Source organism: Nonomuraea sp. NPDC051941 (assembly GCF_044593615.1).
In genome coordinates this window covers 1-19,365 of sequence record NZ_JBIUCF010000003.1, presented here as the reverse complement: position 1 = coordinate 19,365, position 19,365 = coordinate 1, and the positions used below count along the sequence as shown (strand labels likewise).

The following is a 19,365-nucleotide window of genomic DNA, read 5'->3' as shown; positions in this document are numbered from 1 at the left end:
TCCGGTCAGAGGCCGGGCGCGCCCCAGACCGGGAACCATCGGCCGAGATCCTTCTCCAGCGGCAGCTCGCCCTCGAGAGCGCCCCTGACCTGCAGTTCGAGCGCGTTGTCCCGCCTCTGGGCGGCGAGCGGGGCGAACGGGTAGAAGGTCCCGCGCTTGTAGAGGTACACGACGGCCAGCCGGCGGCCGTCGTCTTCGGACCGGAACGACACCAGCGAGCACAGCAGCGACGGCCCGAACCCGGCCGACTCCAGCGACGAGTTGACGGCGTGCAGCTCGGTGACCAGGTCACCGAGGGCGTCGGGCTCGCGGCGCACCAGGAGCCAGGTGTAGCCGTAGGAGTCGCGCGACTCCTCCACGCGCTCGCCGAGCAGCTCCTTGACGTCGCGTTCCAGCGTGGCGAACGCCCCGCCCTCCGCGGCCCTGAAGGCCACCGAGCCGAGGCCCGTGGGCACCAGCCCGGTCGCGGCCTGCAACGTCACGGCCGCCGACGGCAGCGCGAACAGCGCGTCGAGGTTGGGCTTGACCGGCTTCGACCGGCCGAGCAGGGCGTCCAGCCAGCCCATGCCGAGGCTCAGCCCCTTCCGAGCTGCCGGGAGATGTCCGACAGCTGTGCCAGCCGCCGTTCGAGCGGCGGGTGGGTGGAGAACAGGTTCGCCAGCGTCTGGCCAGGGGCCGCCGCCGGGGCGAAGTAGAAGGCGTTGAACGGCGCCGCCTCGCGCAGGTCCTGGGTCGGGATCCTGGCCATGTCGCCGGTGATCTTGACCAGCGCGCTCGCCAGGGCCGAAGGGCGCTGGGTGAGCAGGGCCCCGGCGCGGTCGGCCGCCAGCTCGCGGTAGCGCGACAGGGCGCGGGTGAGCAGGAAGCTGATCGCGTACACGATGACGGAGACGAGCAGGATGATCAGCCCGACGGGCACCCCGCCCTGGTTGCCGTTGCGGCGGCCGCCCAGCCCCGCGTAGAGGGCGAACCTGGTCATGAGCCCCGCCACGATGCCCAGGAACGAGGCGATCGTCATGACGGCGACGTCGCGGTGGGCGACGTGCGACAACTCGTGCGAGAGAACCCCTTCGAGCTCCTGGGGCTCCAGGCGGCGCAGAATGCCGGTCGTCACGCAGACGACAGCCTTCTTCTGGTTGCGGCCGGTGGCGAACGCGTTGGGGACGTCGGAATCCGCGATCGCCACCCGCGGCTTGGGCATGTCCGCGAGCGCGCACAGCCGGTCGATCATGCCGTGCAGCTCAGGGGCCTCCTGAGGCGAGACCTCCCGCCCGTGCATCGCGAACAGCGCGATGCGGTCGGACAGGAAGTACTGCACGAACAGCAGGCCCCCGGCTATCACCAGCACGCTCAGCGCCCGTACGCCCAGGGCGATCAGGACGCCGATGAACACGACATAGAGCAGCCCGAGCAGGAACATCGTCACGACCATGCGGGTGGTCAGCCCGCGGTCGGACGCGAACCGCGTACCCACGGCTCAGCCCGGGATGAGGCCCTGGTCGCCCAGCATCTCCCGGACCTCCTCGATCGAGGCGTCCGCGGGGGGAAGGATCAGCTCTGACGGCTCAAGGCTGTCGTCGGGAAGCGCCTTGCCCACCTGGCGCACCTTGTCGAGCAACGCGTGCAGCTTCGTACGGAAGATCGGCTCGTCGCCGACCTCGATGGCCGCCTCGAGCTCGGTGTCGAGCTCGTTGAGCACCGCGATGTCGTCGGCGGAGATCTGTACCTGGCCTTCGCCCATGATCCTGACAATCATGCCGGCTCCCCAGGCTGACGAAGCTGCTGGGTCCCGCCGTGCTGCTGCGGCTGCGCCTGAGGCTGGGGCTGCTGCTGCGGCTGGCCCTGCTCGATGGCGCTCTTGGGCGCGGGGCCCTGGCCCAGCTCGGCCTTCATCCTGGCCAGCTCCAGCTCGACGTCCATGCCGCCGCCCATGCGGTCGAGCTCGGCCTGGATGTCGTCGCCGCGGGAGCCGGTGTAGTCGTCGAGCGCGCCGCTGGCCAGCAGCTCGTCGATCGCGCCGGCGCGGGCCTGCATCTGCGCCGTCTTGTCCTCGGCGCGCTGGATCGCCAGGCCGACGTCGCCCATCTCCTCGGAGATGCCGGAGAAGGCCTCGTTGATCCGAGTCTGCGCCTCGGCGGCGGTGTAGGTGGCCTTGATCGTCTCCTTCTTCGTACGGAAGGCGTCGACCTTGGCCTGCAGCCGCTGGGAAGCCGTGGTGAGCTTCTCCTCCTCGGCCTGCAGGTTGTCGTGCTGCAGCTTCAGGTCGGCCATCTGCGTCTGCAGATTGGAGCGACGCTGCAGCGCCTCGCGGGCGAGGTCCTCGCGCCCGACGGACAGCGCCTTGCGGCCCTGCTCCTCAAGGCGCTGGGCCTGCTTCTCGAGGCCGGTTACCTGGAGCTCGACCCGCTTACGCGACGTGGCGACGTCGGCCACACCCCGGCGCACCTTCTGCAGCAGCTCGAGCTGCCGCTGATAGGAGTAGTCAAGGGTCTCGCGCGGATCCTCCATCTTGTCCAAGGCCTTGTTGGCCTTGGACTTGAAGATCATCGAAAGTCTCTTCATCACGCTCATGCGCGTCGGCCGTCCCCTTCTAGGTCGTGCTGGTGTTCACCCAATGCAGCGCAGCCGCCTTGGGATTACCCTACGCATAACGCACGAGGGCGTCACTAAGTTGCAGTCCAGGTAGGGTTGACGTCGTGTTGCGACGCCGTTCCCAAACCTCCGTGGACGACACCCCCGTCCCCGATGACGATCCTAAGCCCCAGGGTAAAGGTCGTCCCACTCCCAAGCGCCGTGATCAGGAGAGCAAACGGCGCCAGCCGGTCCATGCACCGAAAGACCGTAAAGAGGCCTATCGGCAGATGCGGACCAAGCAGGCCGCCGAGCGCGACAGGGCCCGCCAGGGCATGCTCGCAGGTGACGAGCGGTATTTTCCTGCTCGTGACAAGGGCGCAGCGCGCAAGTTCGCGCGTGAGTGGGTCGATTCCCGGCGGCTGCCGAGCCAGTATTTCCTGCCGTTCTCGCTACTGATCCTGCTGGCGACGTGGATCCCGTGGCCCATGTCGATCCGCACCGCGGTGCTGGGATACACGGTCACCATCGGCTGGCCGATCATGATGATCGGCGTGCTGTTCACCTCTGTCTACGTGGCGTGGAAGGTGAAGCGCCTGGTGGCGGAGAAGCTGCCCCAGGAGAGCACCCGGGGCGTGGGCTTCTACGCGGCCATGCGGGCGCTGCAGATCCGCAAGCTGCGCTTCCCGCCGCCCACGGTGCTGCCGGGCGGCAAGCCGGTGCTCAAGAAGTAGCCGTCCCCGGCCTCCGGGGACGGCTCGCTCACAGAGCGTCGGACCAGCGGAGCAGGCCGCCCTTGACCGTGGCCCGAGCCCCGAACATGGGGCGGCCCTTCTCCAGCGCGTCCGCCATGTCGCGCAGCATCGCGTGGTACGAGGGCCAGATCGGTTCCGGCCCCACCATCGACGCCACCACGTGGCCGCTGTCCGCGTCGACCTCGATCAGGGTGCCGACGCGGATCAGCCGGCCGATCGGGTCGCCCCTGCCGACCCGCGCGGCGCAGGTCTCCCGCCACTGGTCGCGGATCTCGCGCACGCCGAGCACCCGCTCCTCGCCGAAGCTGAAGCGGGCCGCGGGCGGGCCGGACATGCCGTTGTGGCGCAGCAGCGAGGCCCTCAGGTCGTCGGGGAACTCCAGGCCCGTCTGGGCCTCGGCGAGCGCGACGGTGCCGGCCCTGCCGGGGACGCCCAGCGAGGCGTACGTCCGGGGCGCGTGCTCCCGCAACCACCGCTCGATGCGCCGCCACTGCCGGTTCACCGCCGCCCGCACGCGGGGGCTGATCGGGCGTACCGTCGCCTGACCGCTCACCATGCACGCGGCCGGGATGCCCGGGGGCGGCGCCGGGGCCGTGGCGGCCGGCGTGGGCTCGACAGGCGTGGGTGTGGGCGCCGGGCTCTTTCCGTCGGCGCCCGTCGTCACGCCCATGACCGACTGCTGAATCTGGTGGACGGCCGACCGCACCTCGGACGCCGCCTGCGGCCCCGTGGGGATGAGGGCGGCGCCCAGTGCCAGCGCCACCACCCCCGCGATGGCGACCCACGCCAGGCCCATCCGCGTGTGTGCGACCGCCTGCGGGGCCGGGGGCGCGGGCGGCTCGACGGGCATCCGGGCGCGGCGGCGCAGCCGTACCCCGATCGCGGTCAGGATGGCCGCCGTCAGCGCCAGCCGTACGAGCTTCAGCACGTCGCGCACCCTATCCCGAAACCAATCACCCCATGGACCGGGATTAAGGTCGGATCTATGGAATTCCGACACCTCGGTCGTAGTGGTCTCAAAGTCAGCGAGATCAGCTACGGAAACTGGCTCACCCACGGCTCCCAGGTCGAGGAGGACGCCGCCAAGCAGTGCGTGCAGGCGGCGCTCGACGAGGGCATCACCACGTTCGACACCGCGGACGTCTACGCGGCGACGAAGGCCGAGGAGGTGCTCGGCCGCGCGCTGAAGGGCGTGCGAAGGGAGTCGCTGGAGATCTTCACCAAGGTCTACTGGCCGACCGGCCCCGGCCAGAACGACCGCGGCCTGTCACGCAAGCACATCACCGAGTCCATCAACGGCTCGCTGCGCCGCCTGCAGACCGACTACGTCGACCTGTACCAGGCGCACCGCTTCGACCACGAGACGCCGCTGGAGGAGACGCTCAAGACGTTCGACGACCTCGTACGCCAGGGCAAGGTCCTCTACCTCGGCGTCAGCGAGTGGAGCGCCGACCAGATCGCCCAGGCGCTGAAGATCGCCGACGAGATGGGCTTCGACCGGATCGTCTCGAACCAGCCCCAGTACTCGATGCTGTGGCGGATCATCGAGGGCGAGATCGTGCCGCTGAGCGAGAAGGAGGGCATCGGGCAGATCGTCTGGTCGCCCATCGGCCAGGGCGTGCTCACGGGCAAGTACCTGCCCGGGCAGCAGCCGCCGGAGGGCTCCCGGGCCACCGACGGCAGCGGCAGCGCCATGATCGCCCGGTTCATGAACGACGACGTGCTGACCCGCGTCCAGGAGCTCAAGCCGATCGCCGCCGACCTCGGGCTGAGCATGGCGCAGCTGGCCGTCGCGTGGGTGCTGCAGAACCCGAACGTCTCCAGCGCCATCGTCGGGGCCAGCCGCCCCGAGCAGGTGCGTGACAACGTCAAGGCCGCGGGCGTGAAGCTGGACGCCGACGTGCTCAAGAGGATCGACGACGTGCTGGACCCGGTCGTGGAGCGCGACCCGGCCAAGACGCAGAGCCCGCGCACCCGCCCGTAACCCGTCCCCACCCGAGAATTAGCCCCTTGAGCCACAATGGCGCTCAAGGGGCTTTTCATTTACCGCAGATCACTCCTGGCGCAATGACAAACCCGTGTACTCCACGCGGTCCTCTTCGAGCAAGGCCACCTGCTCAACTCCCGATTCGAGCAGGTCACGCCAGTTCTCGCCAAGCCAGGACTCCGCGTCCGCCTGGCTCGGAAAAACTTCTCGCGGCAAAGGGCGATCCGTTACCTCACCACCATTTGCATTTTCATAACGCCACCGCCATGTCATGCCATACGCTCCTTTTCCGCGGGTTCGCCGGCGCACCCTCCGCAGGCACTGGAACCCTACTCCCGAGCTTGGAGGTCAATCGATGCTGCGCGCGTATCGTGTTGCGGCCGGGGTCGCCCTCGGGGCGGCCGCCTTCCTCTCGCTCCCCTCCTCCGCTCTCGCCGACCCCGGGGTCCCGCGGACGTGGAGCGCGTGGCAGAGCGACGGGACGGCCTGGCTGGCCGTGACGGCCGACGCCGCCCCGCCGGACGGCTCCGTCATCGGATGGCGCTTCTCCGTGGCCCCGGACGGGGCGAGGGGCGAGTCCCCCGGCGGGGACCTGCCGTCGTTCCAGGCGGTGTGCGGCCGGGACGCGGCCGGGTCCGGGCACAAGCGCGTGGTGGTCGCGGTGGACTTCGGCGACGGGGAGGCCGACGCCTACCCCGGCGAGCGGGCTCCCGGGCAGAGCGCGCCGAAGTGCGTCGCGGGCGCCGAGGACGCCACCGCCGCCCAGCTCCTCGCCTCCACCGCCAAGGTCCGGGTGAACGCCCAGGGGGCCGTCGTGGCGGTCGCGGACTATCCGTTCAGGGAGAGGGGCGGCACCGAGCTGGCGGCCGCCGCCGCGTCCGCCGCGCCGTCCGGGAGCGGCCTGCCGATCACGCTGGTCGCGGCCGGCGCGGGCGCCATCGCCCTGCTGGCGGGCGGCGCCGTGGCGGCCACCCGCCGCCGCTCCAGGACCCGCGTCTGACCTGGAGCGTTCCATCCACCGGCCGCCCCAGGACGCTACGCTCGGCGCGGTGAAAATCCTTGTCTCCGGTACGGCGGGCGGCGCGGGATGGCCGGAGCCCGGCTGCCGGTGCGCCTCGTGCGCCGGGCTCCCGTCCGGCCACCGACGCCCGTTCGAGCTGGTCGTGGACGGCGTGGCCCGCTTCCCCTTCGACGATCCGCCGAGCGGCTACCGGGCCCGCGCGGGAGGGCTGGGGCTGGCCGGCCCCGACGGCTCCCGGCTGCTCTGCCTCCCACGGGGCCTCCCACGGGGCCTCCCACTGGGCCGGCCGGTGCCGGTGGACGGGCCCGCCAGTTACGACGTGGTGCTGATCGACCTGCTCGACCGGCCCGAACGGCTAGGGGAGCTGCGGCGGGCGGGGCTGGCGGACGACCGGACCGCGGTGGTGGCCGTCGGGCTGGACCACCGGATCCGCTCGGAGGAGGAGCTGGCCAGGCGCCTGCGGCTGTGGGGCGCGTCGGCCGTTCCCGACGGGACGGTGCTGGAGACCGGCCGGGCGCTCCCCGGGACGGCCATCGGGAGGCAACCCGGCGACGGTGGCGCGACGGCGCCGTGGCGGACGTTGCTGCTGGGCGGGTCGCGGTCTGGGAAGTCGGCCGAGGCCGAGCTGAGGCTGGCGGCCGAGCCGTACGTCACCTATGTGGCCACCGGCCCGAGCGGCGCGGGGGACGGCGAGTGGGCGGCCCGCGTGCGGGCGCACCGGGAGCGGCGGCCCGCGCACTGGGCCACCGTCGAGACCGCCGACCTTGTCTCGGCCATCGGGCAGGCCACCGCGCCGCTGCTGATCGACGGGCTCGGGACGTGGCTGACGGCGGTGTTCGACGAACACGGGGCCTGGGAGGGCGACCGCGCGCCCGTCCGCGAACGCTGCGACGAGCTCGTGGCGGCCTGGCGGCAGACGCCCGTGCGCCTCGTGGCGGTCTCCGACGAGGTGGGGATGGGTGTGGTGCCCGCCACGCCGAGCGGGCGGGCCTTCCGGGACGCGCTCGGCCGTCTCAACGAACGCCTCGCCGCCGAGTCCGAGTACGTGGCGCTGGTGGTGGCGGGGCGCCTGCTGGAGCTGTGACCGCTACGGGCGGACGGCGCGGGCGTACCAGCGGCCGTCGAGCCGGTCCACGTGGAGGGGGCGGCCGAAGCACTCCGAGAGGTTGTCCGGGGTGAGCACCTCCTCCACCGGCCCCGCGGCCAGCACCCTGGCGTCGCGCATGAGCATCGCGTGGGAGGTCGTCGCCGGCACCTCCTCCAGGTGGTGCGTCACCGTCACGGTGGTCAGGACGGGCCGGGTCGTGGCCAGGTCCTCGACGGCGGTGATGAGGTCCTCCCTGGCCGGCAGGTCGAGCCCCGCGAACGGCTCGTCGAGCAGCAGCACCGCCGGCTCCGCCATGAGCGCCCTGGCCACCCTGATCCTGGCCCGCTCCCCCTGCGAGCACACGCGGAACGGCCGGTCCGCCAGGTCCTTGCACCCCAGGTCGGCCAGCAGCCGGTGGGCCCGGTCGCGCTCGCCTTCGCCGTACTTGTCCCACAGAGGAACGCTCGTCCCCGTGTGCCCGGTGAGCACCACGGTGTGCGCGGTCGCGCCCTCCTCCTCCATCAGCTCCTCGTCGATCAGCCGCTGGCTGGCCGCGACCAGGCCGATGTGGCGGCGCAGCTCCCGCACGTCCACCCGGCCGAGCTTGTGGCCGAGCACCTTGACCGCGCCCTCGCTGGGATGCCGGACGGCGCCCGCCAGGGAGAGCAGCGTCGTCTTGCCCGCGCCGTTGGGGCCGAGGATCACCCAGTGATCGCCGTAGTCCACCTGCCAATCGACGCCGTCCAGCAGCGCCTTGCCGACAACTCGGACACCTACGCCTTCGAGTTCAACCACGTGCATCCCGCCACACTAGTGGGCCTACGATCGTCCGATATGCGCCTTCCGCATGGCCTGTCATTGGCGATCGGCACTCTCAGCGTCTTCCCGGTGCGGGTCGAGCGGGTAGACCGGGAGGTCGCGGGGCGGGCGATGACGCTGGCCCCGGTGGTCGGGCTCGCGCTCGGGCTGGTCGCGGGGCTGCCGTTGTTCCTGCCCGGGCCGCCGCTGCTGGGGGCGGCGCTGGCGGTCGGGCTGCTGGCCGTCCTGAGCCGGGGGCTGCACCTGGACGGGCTCGCCGACCTGGCGGACGGGCTGGGCAGCGGCAAGCCGGCCGCTCAGGCGCTCGACATCATGAAAAAGTCGGACATCGGGCCGTTCGGCGTGATGACGCTGGTGCTGACGCTGCTCGTCCAGGTCGCCGCGGCGGCCGGAGCCGGGTACGCGGCGCTGGTGACGGCCTGCGTGGCCGGGCGGCTGGCGCTGACCTGGGCCTGCCGGGCAGGTGTCCCCGCCGCCCGGCCCGACGGGCTCGGCGCGATGGTCGCGGGCACGGTACGCCGCCCCGCCTCTTTGCTCGTCACCCTGGCCGCCCTCCTCGGCACCGCCGCCGTCTGCCTGGGCCTCGCCAGGGAGCCCGTGTTGCCGCTCGGCCTGGTCGCCGGGCTCGGCGCCGCCCTGCTGCTGCTCGGGCACGCGCGGCGGCGCCTCGGCGGGATCACCGGTGACGTGCTGGGGGCGCTGGTCGAGACGGCCACGGCCACCACGTTGGCGGTCTGCGCGATCCTCGGCTGAGCGCCCCCGGGATCAGGAGGGTGAGGCGACCGGCTGCGGCACGCGTACCGGATAGAAGCGGAGCAGGGCCGCGCCGACGATCGCCATGAGGGCCCAGCCCACCAGGCCGGTCAGGCCGGCCAGCACCTCGTTGGGCGGCGCGGCGGCGTCGCCGAGCAGCAGGACGGACTGGGCGACGGCGTTCAGCGAGCCGTGGGCCACGACGGCCGGCCACACGCTGCCCGTGCGCAGCCGCAGCCACCCGATCAGCACCCCGAACAGGACGCAGAACCCCACGAAGAACAGCGCCGCCCAGGAGCTGAGCCGCGCGTAGTTGTAGCCCAGGAGGGTGAGGGGGGCGTGCCAGAGGCCCCAGATGACGCCGGTGTAGACCAGCCCGAGGAGCATGCCGTTGGTGGAGACGAGCCGGGGCAGCAGCCAGCCCCGCCAGCCCCACTCCTCCCCGAGCGCGGGGATCGCGTTCAGCACGGGCCCGGCGACCACGGCGATCCCGATCTGCAGCACGACCGCCGTGGTGAGGCTCTCGGGCACGCCCACGCCCTGGGCCCGCAGCGCCGCCCTGAACAGGCTGAACTGGTCGAGATCCAGCGAGAACAGCCCGACGGCGGCGCTGAGGAGCGCCGCCAGGAGCAGCAGCAGCGGCACCCCGAGCCAGGCGGTCAGGATGAGGACGCCGGTGCGCCCCTTGCGCTCGCCCAGCGTGAGCCCGGTCTGCCTGGCCCACTCGCGGAACGGCGTGCGCGTGACCGCCCAGACGCCGAGCACCGCCACCGACGGGGTGAACATCATGAGCGTGGCCAGCGGCCGCAGCAGCGGCGAGCCGATCCCACCGCCGAACCAGAGGGGCAGCGCCGCCGCCCACGACAGCCCGAAGGCCAGGACGATGAAGATGAGGAGAGGTCGTTTCATTGTTCCACTCGCTCCGCGATGAGGGCGTTGATGAGGGATGCGCCGCGTTCGGCGTCGTCGATGCTGATCGCGAGCCGGCCGCCGGAACGGTAGCGGATGACCAGGCACTCGCCGCCACGCAGCATGATGGTCGAACTGCCGGGCAGCCCGCGGATGCCCCAGCCCCCGACCGCGGCCGGATGGCGCGTCTCCGACCAGGCCGACTCGATCCGCGACAGAGGGATCCTGCGCGCCGGCCAGCCGAGCGGCCCGAACCGGACGGCCACCCGGCCGTCACCGACCTGCACGGACACGGACGAGGTCAGCACTCCGGCCGCCAGCACGAGGACGAGCCCGGGCAGGACCGACGTCGCCTGCCCGCCGGGCACCAGACCGGTGACGTAGAGCAGGCCCAGCACCAGGGCGGCGGCCAGGGCGGCGACCGGGAGCAGCGCCAGCCACCGGTTGGCGGCGTGGCCGACCCACACGGTGCGCCGGCCGGGCCTGAGCCGCAGGAGGGGCGGGATCCGGTGGGCGGAATCCTGGTCGGCCGCGCCCCTGCGCAGATAACCCACGAGGACGGCGACGCCGGTCCCGGCCGCGATGACCGCGAGGACCTGCCAGCCGGGCAGCCGGGCAGCGACCCAGTCGGGCGCGTCGAGGTTGGCGAGCACGGTGGTGACGTTGACGCCGAGCGCGAGCGCGCCCAGGCCGAACAGCCCGCCCCACCACACCGTCCGGCTCGGCCTGCGGGCCGTGGCCCGCTCGGCCGCGGCCAGCGCGACCAGCCAGAGCACCGCCCAGAGCAGGAACGTGACCACGATGTACGTGGTCAAGGACATCGAGCGGGAGGCCAGGCCGCCCAGGCCCCAGCGCGTGGCCAGGGGGTCGGGCAGCCGGTCGCACAGCGCCAGCGGCAGCCCGATCTGCGCGGCGAGGATGAACAGCCCCCATATGACGGCGGTGATTCGGGGATTCACGGCAGGTCCTCCAGCATGGCGATGAGGTCGTCGCGGCCGTAGCCGTACTTGCGGGCCTCGTCCAGCAGCTCGCGCGCCCGCTGCGCGAGCAGGGCGCGACCGTCGGCGCGCCCCGCGACGCTGACCCCCCGGCCCCGCCTGAACTCCAGCAGCCCCTCGTCCCGCAGGTCGCGCAGCGCGCGCAGCACGGTGTTGGGGTTGATGCCGAGCACCTGGGCCAGGTCGCGGGCCGGCGGCAGGCGGTCGCCGGGCCGGTAGGAGCCTTCTCCGATGGCGCGGCGGATGGCGCCGGCCACCTGCTCGTGCAGGGGCCGGGCGTCGTTGAGATCGAGCGTCAGCAGCATGATGCTAATGACACTAGCACCATTCCACATGACTCGCGATTGGTAGGATGAACCCCTGTTTGTGAGTACGCAGAAGACCTGGATAGCATCGGTTTACGTGACCACTGTGCGGCTGAACTCAGCAGATCCAGTCTCCATCGCCACCGACGCCTTGATCGTCGGCTTCAGGTCAGGACAGGACGGCCCGCGCGCCGCCACGGGCGCCGAGTCGCTCGAGGCCGCCTTCGGCGGCAAGCTCGCCGACTCCCTCCGCGCCGTCGCCTTCACCGGCAAGGCCGGCGAGGTGGCCAAGCTTCCCACGTTCGGCGCCATCGCCGCCCCGCTGCTGGTCGCGGTGGGTCTGGGCGACTCGCCCGACGCCGAAGGCCTGCGCCGCGCCGCCGGCGCCGCCGTACGGTCGCTCGCCGGCACCTCCAGGGCCGCGCTCGCCCTGCCCACCGGCACGCCCGAGGAGACCGAGGCCGTCGCGCTCGGCGGCCTGCTCGGCGCGTACGCGTTCGCCCGTTACCGCACGAACGGCGAGCAGAAGGCCCCGGTCGCCGAGCTCACCGTGGTCTCGGGCCAGCCCGACGGCGTCGCCGAGCGCGCGGGCGTGCTGGCCGACTCGGTCGCCCTGGTCCGCGACCTGGTCAACACGCCTCCGTCCGACCTGTGGCCGGCCAAGTTCGCCGAGATCGCCGAGCAGGAGGGCAACAAGGCCGGGCTGAGCGTCGAGGTGCTCGACGACAAGCAGCTCAAGGACGGCGGCTACGGCGGCCTCATCGGCGTCGGCCAGGGCTCGGCCAACCCGCCGCGCCTGGTCCGCCTCTCCTACACCCACCCCGAGGCCGGCAAGCGGCTGGCGTTCGTGGGCAAGGGCATCACGTTCGACTCCGGCGGCCTGTCGCTCAAGCCGTCGGCCTCGATGGACTGGATGAAGTCCGACATGGGCGGCGCGGGCGCGGTGCTCGGCGCCATGATCGGCATCGCCCGGCTCGGCCTGCCGGTCAACGCCGTCGGCTACCTCTGCCTGGCCGAGAACCTGCCGAGCGGCACCGCCCAGCGCCCCTCCGACGTCATCCACAGCTACAGCGGCAAGACCGTCGAGGTGCTCGACACCGACGCCGAGGGCCGCCTGGTGCTCATGGACGGCATCGCCAGGGCCGCGCAGGACGAGCCCGACCTGATCGTCGACGTGGCCACGCTCACCGGCGCGCAGATCGTCGCGCTCGGGTGGCGCACGGCCGGCGTCATGGCCAACGACGACGCCGCCAGGGAGCTGGTCGTCGAGGCCGCGAAGGCGGCGGGCGAGGGCGCGTGGGGCATGCCGCTCCCGGAGGAGCTGCGCAAGGGCCTCGACTCGCCGATCGCCGACATCGCCAACCTCCAGCCGGAGCGATGGGGCAGCATGCTGGCGGCGGGCATCTTCCTGAAGGAATTCGTGCCCGACGGCGTGCGCTGGGCCCACATCGACATGGCCGGCCCCGCCTTCAACAAGGGCGAGCCGTACGGTTACACCCCGAAGGGCGGCACGGGTGCCATCACCCGTACCCTCATCGGACTCGCAGAGCGGCACGCGAGCATCTGAAACAAATGAAAAGATGACGGCATCACGAACACCCCGACAAGGAGCCTTCCTGTGGCCTATGACATCGTCGTCCTAGGTGGCGGCAGCGGCGGTTACGCCTGCGCGCTTCGGGCGGCTGAGCTGGGCAAGTCGGTCGCGCTGATCGAAAAGGACAAGATCGGCGGCACCTGCCTCCACAGGGGATGCATCCCCACGAAGGCCCTGCTGCACTCCGCCGAGGTCGCCGACGAGACCCGCGAGAGCGAGTCCTACGGCGTCAAGGCGCGCTTCGACGGCATCGACGTGCAGGGCGTGCACGCGTTCAAGGACAAGATCGTGACGCGGGCCTGGAAGGGCGTGCAGGGCCTGCTGAAGTCCGCGGGCGTGACGATCGTCGAGGGCGAGGGCCGCCTGGTCGGCCCCAACCGGATCCAGGTGGGCTCGGAGGTCGTCGAGGGCCGCAACCTCGTCCTGGCCACCGGCTCGGCGCCCAAGTCGCTGCCGGGCCTGGAGATCGACGGCGAGCGCGTCATCACCAGCGAGCACACCCTGAAGATGGGCCGCGTGCCCACGTCCGTCATCGTGCTGGGCGGCGGCGTGATCGGCGTCGAGCTGGCGAGCGTCTACCGCTCGTTCGGGGCCGAGGTCACGATCGTCGAGGCGCTGCCGCACCTGCTGCCGACCGAGGAGGAGTCCAGCTCCAAGCTGCTGGAGCGGGCCTTCCGCCGCCGCGGCATCAAGTACGAGCTGGGCGTCTTCTTCGACACCGCCAAGACCACCGAGACGGGCGTGGTCGTCACGCTGGCCAACGGCAAGACCCTCGACGCCGAGCTGCTGCTCGTCGCGGTCGGCCGCGGCGCGGTGTCGGCGGGCATGGGCTTCGAGGAGCAGGGCATCGCCATCGAGCGCGGCGCGGTCGTGGTCGACGAGCACTGCCAGACCTCCGTGCCCGGCGTCTACGCCATCGGCGACCTCATCCCGACCCTGCAGCTCGCCCACGCCGGGTTCGCGGAGGGGATCATGGTGGCCGAGCACATCGCCGGCCTCAACCCGCCGCCCATCGACTACGCGGGCGTGCCGCGCATCACCTACTCCGACCCCGAGGTGGCCTCGGTGGGGATCACGTCGGCGCAGGCGGCCGAGCGCGGCATCGAGATCGTCGAGCAGGTCTACGACCTCGCGGGAAACCCCAAGAGCCAGATCCTCGGCACCTCGGGCGCCGTGAAGGTCATCGCCCAGAAGGACGGCCCGGTCGTCGGTGTCCACATGGTGGGCCGGCGCATCGGCGAGCTCGTCACGGAGGGGCAGCTGATCTACAACTGGGAGGCGCTGCCCGCAGAGGTCGCCCAGCTCATCCACGCACACCCGACCCAGTCCGAGGCCATGGGTGAGGCGATGCTGGCCCTGGCCGGCAAGCCGCTGCACGTACACAACTAGTCCAAGCCCTCGAGATCAGAACGCGAGAGAAGAATAACGATGCCGGTCTCCGTACAAATGCCCCAGCTCGGCGAGAGCGTGACCGAGGGCACCGTAACCCGTTGGCTGAAGAAGGAGGGCGAGCGCGTCGAGGCCGACGAGCCGCTCCTCGAAGTGTCGACCGACAAGGTCGACACCGAGATCCCGTCGCCGGCCGCGGGTGTCCTCACGAAGATCGTCGTGGCTGAGGACGAGACGGTCGAGGTCGGGGCCGAGCTCGCCGTCATCGACGAGAAGGGCCAGGCGGCCGCCGCCGCCCCGGCGCCCGAGGCGGCGGCGGCCCCCGCGCCGGCTCCGCAGCCCGAGCCCGAGCCCGCCCCGGCTCCGCCGGTCTCGTCGATCCCGCAGCCGGCTCCCCCGCAGCCCGCTCCGGCCCCGGCTCCGGCGCCCGCCCCGGTCGCGGCCCCCGCTCCCGTCGCGCAGGCCGCTCCCCCGGTCGCGGAGCCCGCGCCGCTGCCGTCGGGTGAGAGCCCGTACGTGACGCCGCTGGTGCGCAAGCTGGCCAACGAGCACGGTGTCAACCTCGACGCGATCAACGGCACCGGCGTCGGCGGCCGCATCCGCAAGCAGGACGTGCTCGAGGCCGCCAAGGCCCAGCGCGAGAAGGCCGCCGCGGCCCAGGCCGCCCCCGCCGCGGCTCCGGCTCCGGCCGCCGCCCAGCCGGCGCCCGCCGCCGCTCCCGCCGCGCAGGCGCCGATCACCACGGGTCCCGAGCCCGTGGAGGTCGACACGACGCTGCGGGGTCGCACGGAGAAGATGACGCGGCTGCGCCAGACGATGTCGAAGCGGCTGGTCGAGTCGCTGCAGACGGCCGCGCAGCTCACCACGGTGGTCGAGGTCGACGTCACCAAGATCGCGCGGCTGCGCGACCAGGCGAAGGCCGACTTCCTGCGCCGCGAGGGCGTGAAGCTGTCGTTCATGCCGTTCTTCGAGCTGGCCGCCATCGAGGCGCTCAAGCAGCACCCGAAGCTCAACGCGACGATCAACAACGAGACCATGGAGGTCACGTACTTCGACGTCGAGCACCTGGGCATCGCGGTCGACACCGAGCGCGGCCTGATCGCGGCGGTCATCAAGAACGCCGGCGACCTCAACCTCGCCGGGCTGGCCCGCAAGACGGCCGACCTGGCCGAGCGCACGCGCGCCAACAAGGTGACGCCGGACGAGATCACCGGCGGCACCTTCACGCTGACCAACACCGGCAGCCGTGGGGCCCTGTTCGACACGCCGATCCTCAACCAGCCGCAGGTCGGCATGCTGGGCACCGGCGCCGTCGTCAAGCGGCCCGTCGTGATCGACACGCCTGAGGGCGAGGTCATCGCGGTCCGGTCGATGGTCTACCTGGCGCTGACGTACGACCACCGTCTGGTGGACGGCGCGGACGCGGCCCGCTTCCTCACCACGGTCAAGCGCCGTCTCGAGGAGGGCCGTTTCGAGGCCCAGCTCGGCCTCGCCTGATCCTGGGCCTGATCCTGGCGTTTGCGGCCGGGCGGCTCCCCTTGCGGGGCCGCCCGGCCGTTTGCCTGCCCTGGGCCTGGCGCGGCTGGCGCGTCCGTGACGTGGGGCGGGCGTACTGTGGGGCTATGGCGATCATCGTGACGGGGGCGTCGGGGTTGCTCGGGTCGGCGCTGGTGCCGGCGTTGCGGGCCGAGGGGTGGGAGGTCGTCCGGCTCGTACGGCGCCGCCCGCGCGAAGCCGACGAGGCCTTCTGGGACCCGGCCGAGCAGGAGATCGACCAGGCCGCGCTCGAAGGGGCGCAGGCGGTCGTGCACCTGGCGGGCGCGTCCGTGGGCGACCGGCGGTGGACCCCGGCGTACAAGCGGGAGCTCGTCGCCAGCCGGGTCCAGGGCACGAGGGTGCTCGTGGACGCGATCGGCGCGCTGTCCGGCAAGCCCGAGGTGCTCCTGTCTGCCTCCGGGGTCGACTTCTACGGCGACACCGGCGACCGGGTGATCGACGAGAGCCAGGGGAAGGGCAGCGGCTTCCTGGCGGATCTGTGCGGGCGCTGGGAGGGCGAGGCCAGGCGGGCGGGCGAGGCCGGGGTCAGGACCGCGCAGATGCGGACCGGGCTGGTGCTCAGCGAGAAGGGCGGGGCACTCGGGCGGATGCTGCCGATCTTCAGGATCGGGCTGGGGGCGCCGCTCGGGTCGGGGAAGCAGTACTGGTCGTGGATCGCCGTGGACGACTGGGTCGGGGCCGCAGTGCATGTCTTGAAAAATCGTGACATTACAGGACCAGTCAATTTCACCTCGCCCTCGCCCGTGACCAACGCCGAATTCACCCGCACCCTCGGAAAAGCCCTGCGCAAGGGCACGGTGCCGATCCCGGTGCCGGGCTTCGCGCTGTCCGCGGGGCTCGGCGAGTTCGCCCGCGAGGCGCTGCTGCCCGGCCACCGCGTCGAGCCGAGGAAGCTGCTCGACAGCGGCTATGTGTTCGCCCATACCCGCCTCGACGAGGCGCTGAGCGCCGTACTGTAGTGAACCGTCCGTCTTCAACAGGTGGGAGAATCTTGACATGAGCCGGTCAGGACAGTCACACATCCTCGCCATCGGGGGCGGATCCTTCCGCCCGAGCAGGCGCTACAGCTTCCTCGAGGCCAGCGCGCTGCTGCGGTACGGCCTCGACCTGACCGGGCAGGACCGGCCGAAGCTGGGCCTGGTCGCCACCGCGGTGGGCGACTCGGACGACTGGATCCTGAAGATGTACGGCGCCTTCGCCGGGTGGGACGTCGAGTTGAGCCATCTCACCGTGTTCCCGATGCCCAATGTCGAGGATCCCCGGGCGTGGCTGCTCGAACAGGACATGATCTACGTGAGCGGCGGCAGTGTGGCCAACCTGATGGCCCTGTGGCGGTTGCACGGCCTTGACGAGGCGTTCGAGGAGGCGTGGCGGGCCGGGGTGGTGCTTTCCGGCCAGAGCGCGGGCGCGCTGTGCTGGCATGTCGGCGGCAACACCGACTCCTTCGGACCTGACCTGCGCGTGTGGGCCGAGGGGATGGCGCTGCTGCCCTATTCGTGCGGCGTCCACTACGACTCCGACCCGCAGCGCCGACCGCTGCTGCAGGAGTCGGTGGCCAGCGGCGAGCTGCCGTCCGGATACGCCGCCGACGAGGGCGTGGGGCTCCACTACGTGGGCACCGAGTTCATCCAGGCGGTGACCGTCGAGCCGGGCGGCTACGCGTACCGGGTGGAGAGCGACGGGGCCAGCGGGGTCAAGGAGTTCAGGATCGAGCCTCGACTCCTTACCCCCTGATTACCCTTCGCGGGTGCGGGACCGGCACAATAGGCTCATGCGCCCCATCGACGGGGACGATCCCCACGCACTCGCCATCGTCCGCCTCGGCGTCGACGTCCCCTACGAGCAGGCCTGGTCGCTGCAGCGCTGGGTGCACGGCAAGCGGGTCGCCGGAGAGCTGAGCGACACCGTCCTGTTCCTCGAGCACGCGCCCGTCTACACCGCGGGCAAGCGCACCGCCCCCGACGAGCGTCCGGCCGACGGCACCCCGGTCGTCGACGTCGACCGGGGCGGCCGGCTGACCTGGCACGGGCCCGGGCAGCTGGTGGCCTACCCGATCGTCGGCGTCACCGACGTCAACGCGTACGCCTGCCGCCTCGCGGAGGCCATGATCCAGATCTGCGCCGACTTCGGCGTCACGGCGAGACAGGTGCAGGGGCGCGGGGGTGTCTGGGCGGTCGGCGATCCCAGCCTGGGCCTGCCCGACCGCCAGCTCGGCGCGGTCGGGCTGCGCGTGGCCCGCGGCGTCACCATGCACGGCTTCTCCCTCAACTGCGCCAACGACCCCCGCTGGTTCAACCGCATCGCGCCGTGCGGCATCCCCGACGTCGGCGTCTCCTCGCTGTCGGCGGAGACCGGCCGCCGCATCGTGGTGGAGGAGGTCATGCCGATCGCGGAGAAGCGGCTGGCGGAGGCCCTCGGCATGGAGTCGTACGATCTCCACGAAGAGGACCTTCTCCGCAGATGACCCACGGCCTACGATCAGCCGTGTGAAGCGCGTCCTCGCTCTCTTACTCGCCCTTCTGGTCCACCTGCTGACGCTCGGCTTCGTCGCGCTGGGCGCGTGGGTGATCCTGGGGTACCCCGGCTCCCTGCTCGCGTGGCTGTTCGGCGGCGCGAGCCTGGCCATCGCGTGGGCGCTGCGGCCACGCCTGGGCGGCCTGCCCGCCGACGCCGAGGTGCTCGACCGCTCGTCGGCGCCCGAGCTGTACGGCGCCGCGGAACGCGTGGCCGACCTGGTCGGCGTCCGGCGGCCGCGCAAGGTCGCCGTCCTGGACCTGGACCCGGAGACGCGCTACGACCGCGTGGGCCTGCTGCGTACCCCCGTCCTGATGATCGGGCTGCCGCTGTGGCTGGCGCTGCCTCCCAAGCAGCGGGTCGCCCTGCTGGCCACGGCGTACGCGCGGGTGCCGACCGGCGACGAGCTCGTCGTGAGCGGGGCTCTGCTCACCCTGGAGGCGTGGCGGGACGCGCTGCTGGGGGCCGAGCCGCTGCGGATCAGGGAGGAGGCGCAGACCAAGATCGCGGCTTCCTCGCTGGGCGCGGTGGACCAGCCGGGGACCACGTACGAGGTGGCGGGGATGTTCGGCCGCATGCTCGGGCGAGTGCTCGGCGGGCCCGTGCTCCTGGTCCGGTACGCGCTGACCCGGCTGGCCCGCGCCGGCGAGAGCCGTACCCTGGCCCGGCAGCGGCGGCTGGCCCGGCGGGCCGCCTCCGAACAGGACCTCGCCGAGCTCGACGGGCTGGCCGGCGGCGGCTACCTGGCGCCGATGCAGGCGGCGGCGCTGCGCGGCGAGAGCGTGGCGGCCATCAGGCAGGGCGCGCTGGCCCGCTCCCGGCTCACCGACGACGGGGTGCTCACCACTCCCCCGCACTCGGAGCTGCTCGGCACGCGTGAGTCCGAACGCGTCGACGACGAACTGCTCGCCCACTACACGCGCGCGATCCGCGGCTTCGGCCTCATCTCCTGACCGTTCCTATGGACTGAGCGTGAGTGGCACGTGCTCAGCCGAACGCTCCGGACGGTGATGAGCGTTCTGGTCGCCCGCGTACGCGCCGCGTCCGGGCGGCACGGATCGTGTCCGTGGTCCGGGGATGCGGGGGCGGGGTCCCTCACGCCCGCG

The 19,365-nt window shown here is 72.1% G+C and carries 22 protein-coding genes; 12 read left to right on the top strand and 10 right to left on the bottom strand.

Annotation, left to right across the window (positions count from 1 at the left end):
- Nucleotides 1-5 precede the first annotated feature (5 nt).
- The 4 genes from ACIHFD_RS06570 to ACIHFD_RS06555 are packed head-to-tail and all read right to left on the bottom strand — an operon-like array spanning nt 6 to nt 2,571.
- Nucleotides 6-566 (bottom strand): hypothetical protein, encoded by a 561-nt coding sequence (locus ACIHFD_RS06570; protein ID WP_397365903.1) that lies wholly within the window; start codon nt 564-566, stop codon nt 6-8.
- An 8-nt stretch (nt 567-574) separates the two neighbouring features.
- A complete protein-coding gene (gene htpX, locus ACIHFD_RS06565) occupies nt 575-1,474 on the bottom strand; it encodes a zinc metalloprotease HtpX (RefSeq protein ID WP_363963404.1) in 900 nt (299 codons plus the stop codon).
- 3 nt (nt 1,475-1,477) lie between these two features.
- Complete coding sequence (locus ACIHFD_RS06560; RefSeq protein ID WP_185072836.1) at nt 1,478-1,756, bottom strand: hypothetical protein; 279 nt, start codon at nt 1,754-1,756, stop codon at nt 1,478-1,480.
- Nucleotides 1,753-2,571, bottom strand: a complete 819-nt coding sequence (locus ACIHFD_RS06555) for a PspA/IM30 family protein (RefSeq protein WP_350728863.1) — start codon at nt 2,569-2,571, stop codon at nt 1,753-1,755. Before ACIHFD_RS06555 ends, ACIHFD_RS06560 begins: the two co-directional genes overlap by 4 nt.
- A gap of 125 nt (nt 2,572-2,696) precedes the next feature.
- On the opposite strand from ACIHFD_RS06555, the gene ACIHFD_RS06550 reads away from it, so the two are divergent.
- Nucleotides 2,697-3,305: a DUF3043 domain-containing protein gene (locus tag ACIHFD_RS06550; protein WP_397365902.1), complete on the top strand. Its 609-nt coding sequence runs from the start codon at nt 2,697-2,699 to the stop codon at nt 3,303-3,305.
- A gap of 28 nt (nt 3,306-3,333) precedes the next feature.
- Here the strand turns inward: ACIHFD_RS06550 and ACIHFD_RS06545 are convergent, their stop codons facing one another.
- Nucleotides 3,334-4,254, bottom strand: coding sequence for a hypothetical protein (locus ACIHFD_RS06545; protein ID WP_397365901.1), 921 nt, complete (start codon nt 4,252-4,254; stop codon nt 3,334-3,336).
- A gap of 57 nt (nt 4,255-4,311) precedes the next feature.
- Between ACIHFD_RS06545 and ACIHFD_RS06540 the strand changes: the two genes are divergently transcribed.
- Nucleotides 4,312-5,310 carry an aldo/keto reductase family protein gene (locus ACIHFD_RS06540; RefSeq protein WP_397365900.1) on the top strand — a complete coding sequence of 333 codons (999 nt, stop codon included), beginning with the start codon at nt 4,312-4,314 and terminating at the stop codon, nt 5,308-5,310.
- Between the two features lie 69 nt (nt 5,311-5,379).
- Here the strand turns inward: ACIHFD_RS06540 and ACIHFD_RS06535 are convergent, their stop codons facing one another.
- Nucleotides 5,380-5,586, bottom strand: coding sequence for a hypothetical protein (locus ACIHFD_RS06535; RefSeq protein WP_185072832.1), 207 nt, complete (start codon nt 5,584-5,586; stop codon nt 5,380-5,382).
- Nucleotides 5,587-5,668: 82 nt separating this feature from the next.
- On the opposite strand from ACIHFD_RS06535, the gene ACIHFD_RS06530 reads away from it, so the two are divergent.
- Together ACIHFD_RS06530 and ACIHFD_RS06525 are read left to right on the top strand one after the other, a co-directional pair.
- Nucleotides 5,669-6,313 carry an SCO2322 family protein gene (locus ACIHFD_RS06530; protein WP_397365899.1) on the top strand — a complete coding sequence of 215 codons (645 nt, stop codon included), beginning with the start codon at nt 5,669-5,671 and terminating at the stop codon, nt 6,311-6,313.
- Between the two features lie 49 nt (nt 6,314-6,362).
- Complete coding sequence (locus tag ACIHFD_RS06525; protein ID WP_397365898.1) at nt 6,363-7,418, top strand: bifunctional adenosylcobinamide kinase/adenosylcobinamide-phosphate guanylyltransferase; 1,056 nt, start codon at nt 6,363-6,365, stop codon at nt 7,416-7,418.
- 3 nt (nt 7,419-7,421) lie between these two features.
- On the opposite strand, the gene ACIHFD_RS06520 is transcribed toward ACIHFD_RS06525, so the two are convergent.
- The gene (locus ACIHFD_RS06520; RefSeq protein ID WP_397365897.1) at nt 7,422-8,222 is read right to left on the bottom strand and encodes an ABC transporter ATP-binding protein; all 801 of its coding nucleotides are present in this window, start codon (nt 8,220-8,222) and stop codon (nt 7,422-7,424) included.
- 33 nt (nt 8,223-8,255) lie between these two features.
- Between ACIHFD_RS06520 and ACIHFD_RS06515 the strand changes: the two genes are divergently transcribed.
- Complete coding sequence (locus ACIHFD_RS06515; protein WP_350728851.1) at nt 8,256-8,993, top strand: adenosylcobinamide-GDP ribazoletransferase; 738 nt, start codon at nt 8,256-8,258, stop codon at nt 8,991-8,993.
- 12 nt (nt 8,994-9,005) lie between these two features.
- Here ACIHFD_RS06515 and ACIHFD_RS06510 read toward each other — a convergent pair whose 3' ends face one another.
- Genes ACIHFD_RS06510 through ACIHFD_RS06500 form a run of 3 tightly spaced genes read right to left on the bottom strand, consistent with a single transcriptional unit; the run spans nt 9,006 to nt 11,205 of the window.
- Nucleotides 9,006-9,902 carry a CPBP family intramembrane glutamic endopeptidase gene (locus ACIHFD_RS06510; RefSeq protein WP_397365896.1) on the bottom strand — a complete coding sequence of 299 codons (897 nt, stop codon included), beginning with the start codon at nt 9,900-9,902 and terminating at the stop codon, nt 9,006-9,008.
- Nucleotides 9,899-10,861, bottom strand: a complete 963-nt coding sequence (locus ACIHFD_RS06505; protein WP_397365895.1) for a hypothetical protein — start codon at nt 10,859-10,861, stop codon at nt 9,899-9,901. The genes ACIHFD_RS06510 and ACIHFD_RS06505 overlap by 4 nt, the downstream gene beginning before the upstream one ends.
- On the bottom strand, nt 10,858-11,205 hold the full coding sequence (locus ACIHFD_RS06500) for a GntR family transcriptional regulator (RefSeq protein WP_397365894.1): 348 nt from the start codon (nt 11,203-11,205) through the stop codon (nt 10,858-10,860). The genes ACIHFD_RS06505 and ACIHFD_RS06500 overlap by 4 nt, the downstream gene beginning before the upstream one ends.
- Before the next feature lie 97 nt (nt 11,206-11,302).
- On the opposite strand from ACIHFD_RS06500, the gene ACIHFD_RS06495 reads away from it, so the two are divergent.
- The 7 genes from ACIHFD_RS06495 (at nt 11,303) to ACIHFD_RS06465 (ending at nt 19,212) form a co-directional block, all read left to right on the top strand.
- Complete coding sequence (locus ACIHFD_RS06495) at nt 11,303-12,772, top strand: leucyl aminopeptidase (RefSeq protein WP_397365893.1); 1,470 nt, start codon at nt 11,303-11,305, stop codon at nt 12,770-12,772.
- A 51-nt stretch (nt 12,773-12,823) separates the two neighbouring features.
- Nucleotides 12,824-14,188: a dihydrolipoyl dehydrogenase gene (lpdA, locus tag ACIHFD_RS06490; RefSeq protein ID WP_350728843.1), complete on the top strand. Its 1,365-nt coding sequence runs from the start codon at nt 12,824-12,826 to the stop codon at nt 14,186-14,188.
- A 39-nt stretch (nt 14,189-14,227) separates the two neighbouring features.
- Entirely contained in the window at nt 14,228-15,685 is a 1,458-nt protein-coding gene (sucB, locus tag ACIHFD_RS06485; RefSeq protein ID WP_397365892.1) for a 2-oxoglutarate dehydrogenase, E2 component, dihydrolipoamide succinyltransferase, read from the top strand.
- A 125-nt stretch (nt 15,686-15,810) separates the two neighbouring features.
- Nucleotides 15,811-16,704 (top strand): TIGR01777 family oxidoreductase, encoded by an 894-nt coding sequence (locus ACIHFD_RS06480; RefSeq protein ID WP_355206103.1) that lies wholly within the window; start codon nt 15,811-15,813, stop codon nt 16,702-16,704.
- A gap of 37 nt (nt 16,705-16,741) precedes the next feature.
- Nucleotides 16,742-17,479: a Type 1 glutamine amidotransferase-like domain-containing protein gene (locus tag ACIHFD_RS06475; RefSeq protein ID WP_397365891.1), complete on the top strand. Its 738-nt coding sequence runs from the start codon at nt 16,742-16,744 to the stop codon at nt 17,477-17,479.
- 37 nt (nt 17,480-17,516) lie between these two features.
- Complete coding sequence (gene lipB / locus ACIHFD_RS06470; RefSeq protein ID WP_363963382.1) at nt 17,517-18,209, top strand: lipoyl(octanoyl) transferase LipB; 693 nt, start codon at nt 17,517-17,519, stop codon at nt 18,207-18,209.
- 22 nt (nt 18,210-18,231) lie between these two features.
- Complete coding sequence (locus ACIHFD_RS06465) at nt 18,232-19,212, top strand: M48 family metallopeptidase (protein WP_397365890.1); 981 nt, start codon at nt 18,232-18,234, stop codon at nt 19,210-19,212.
- Nucleotides 19,213-19,365: the final 153 nt, after the last annotated feature.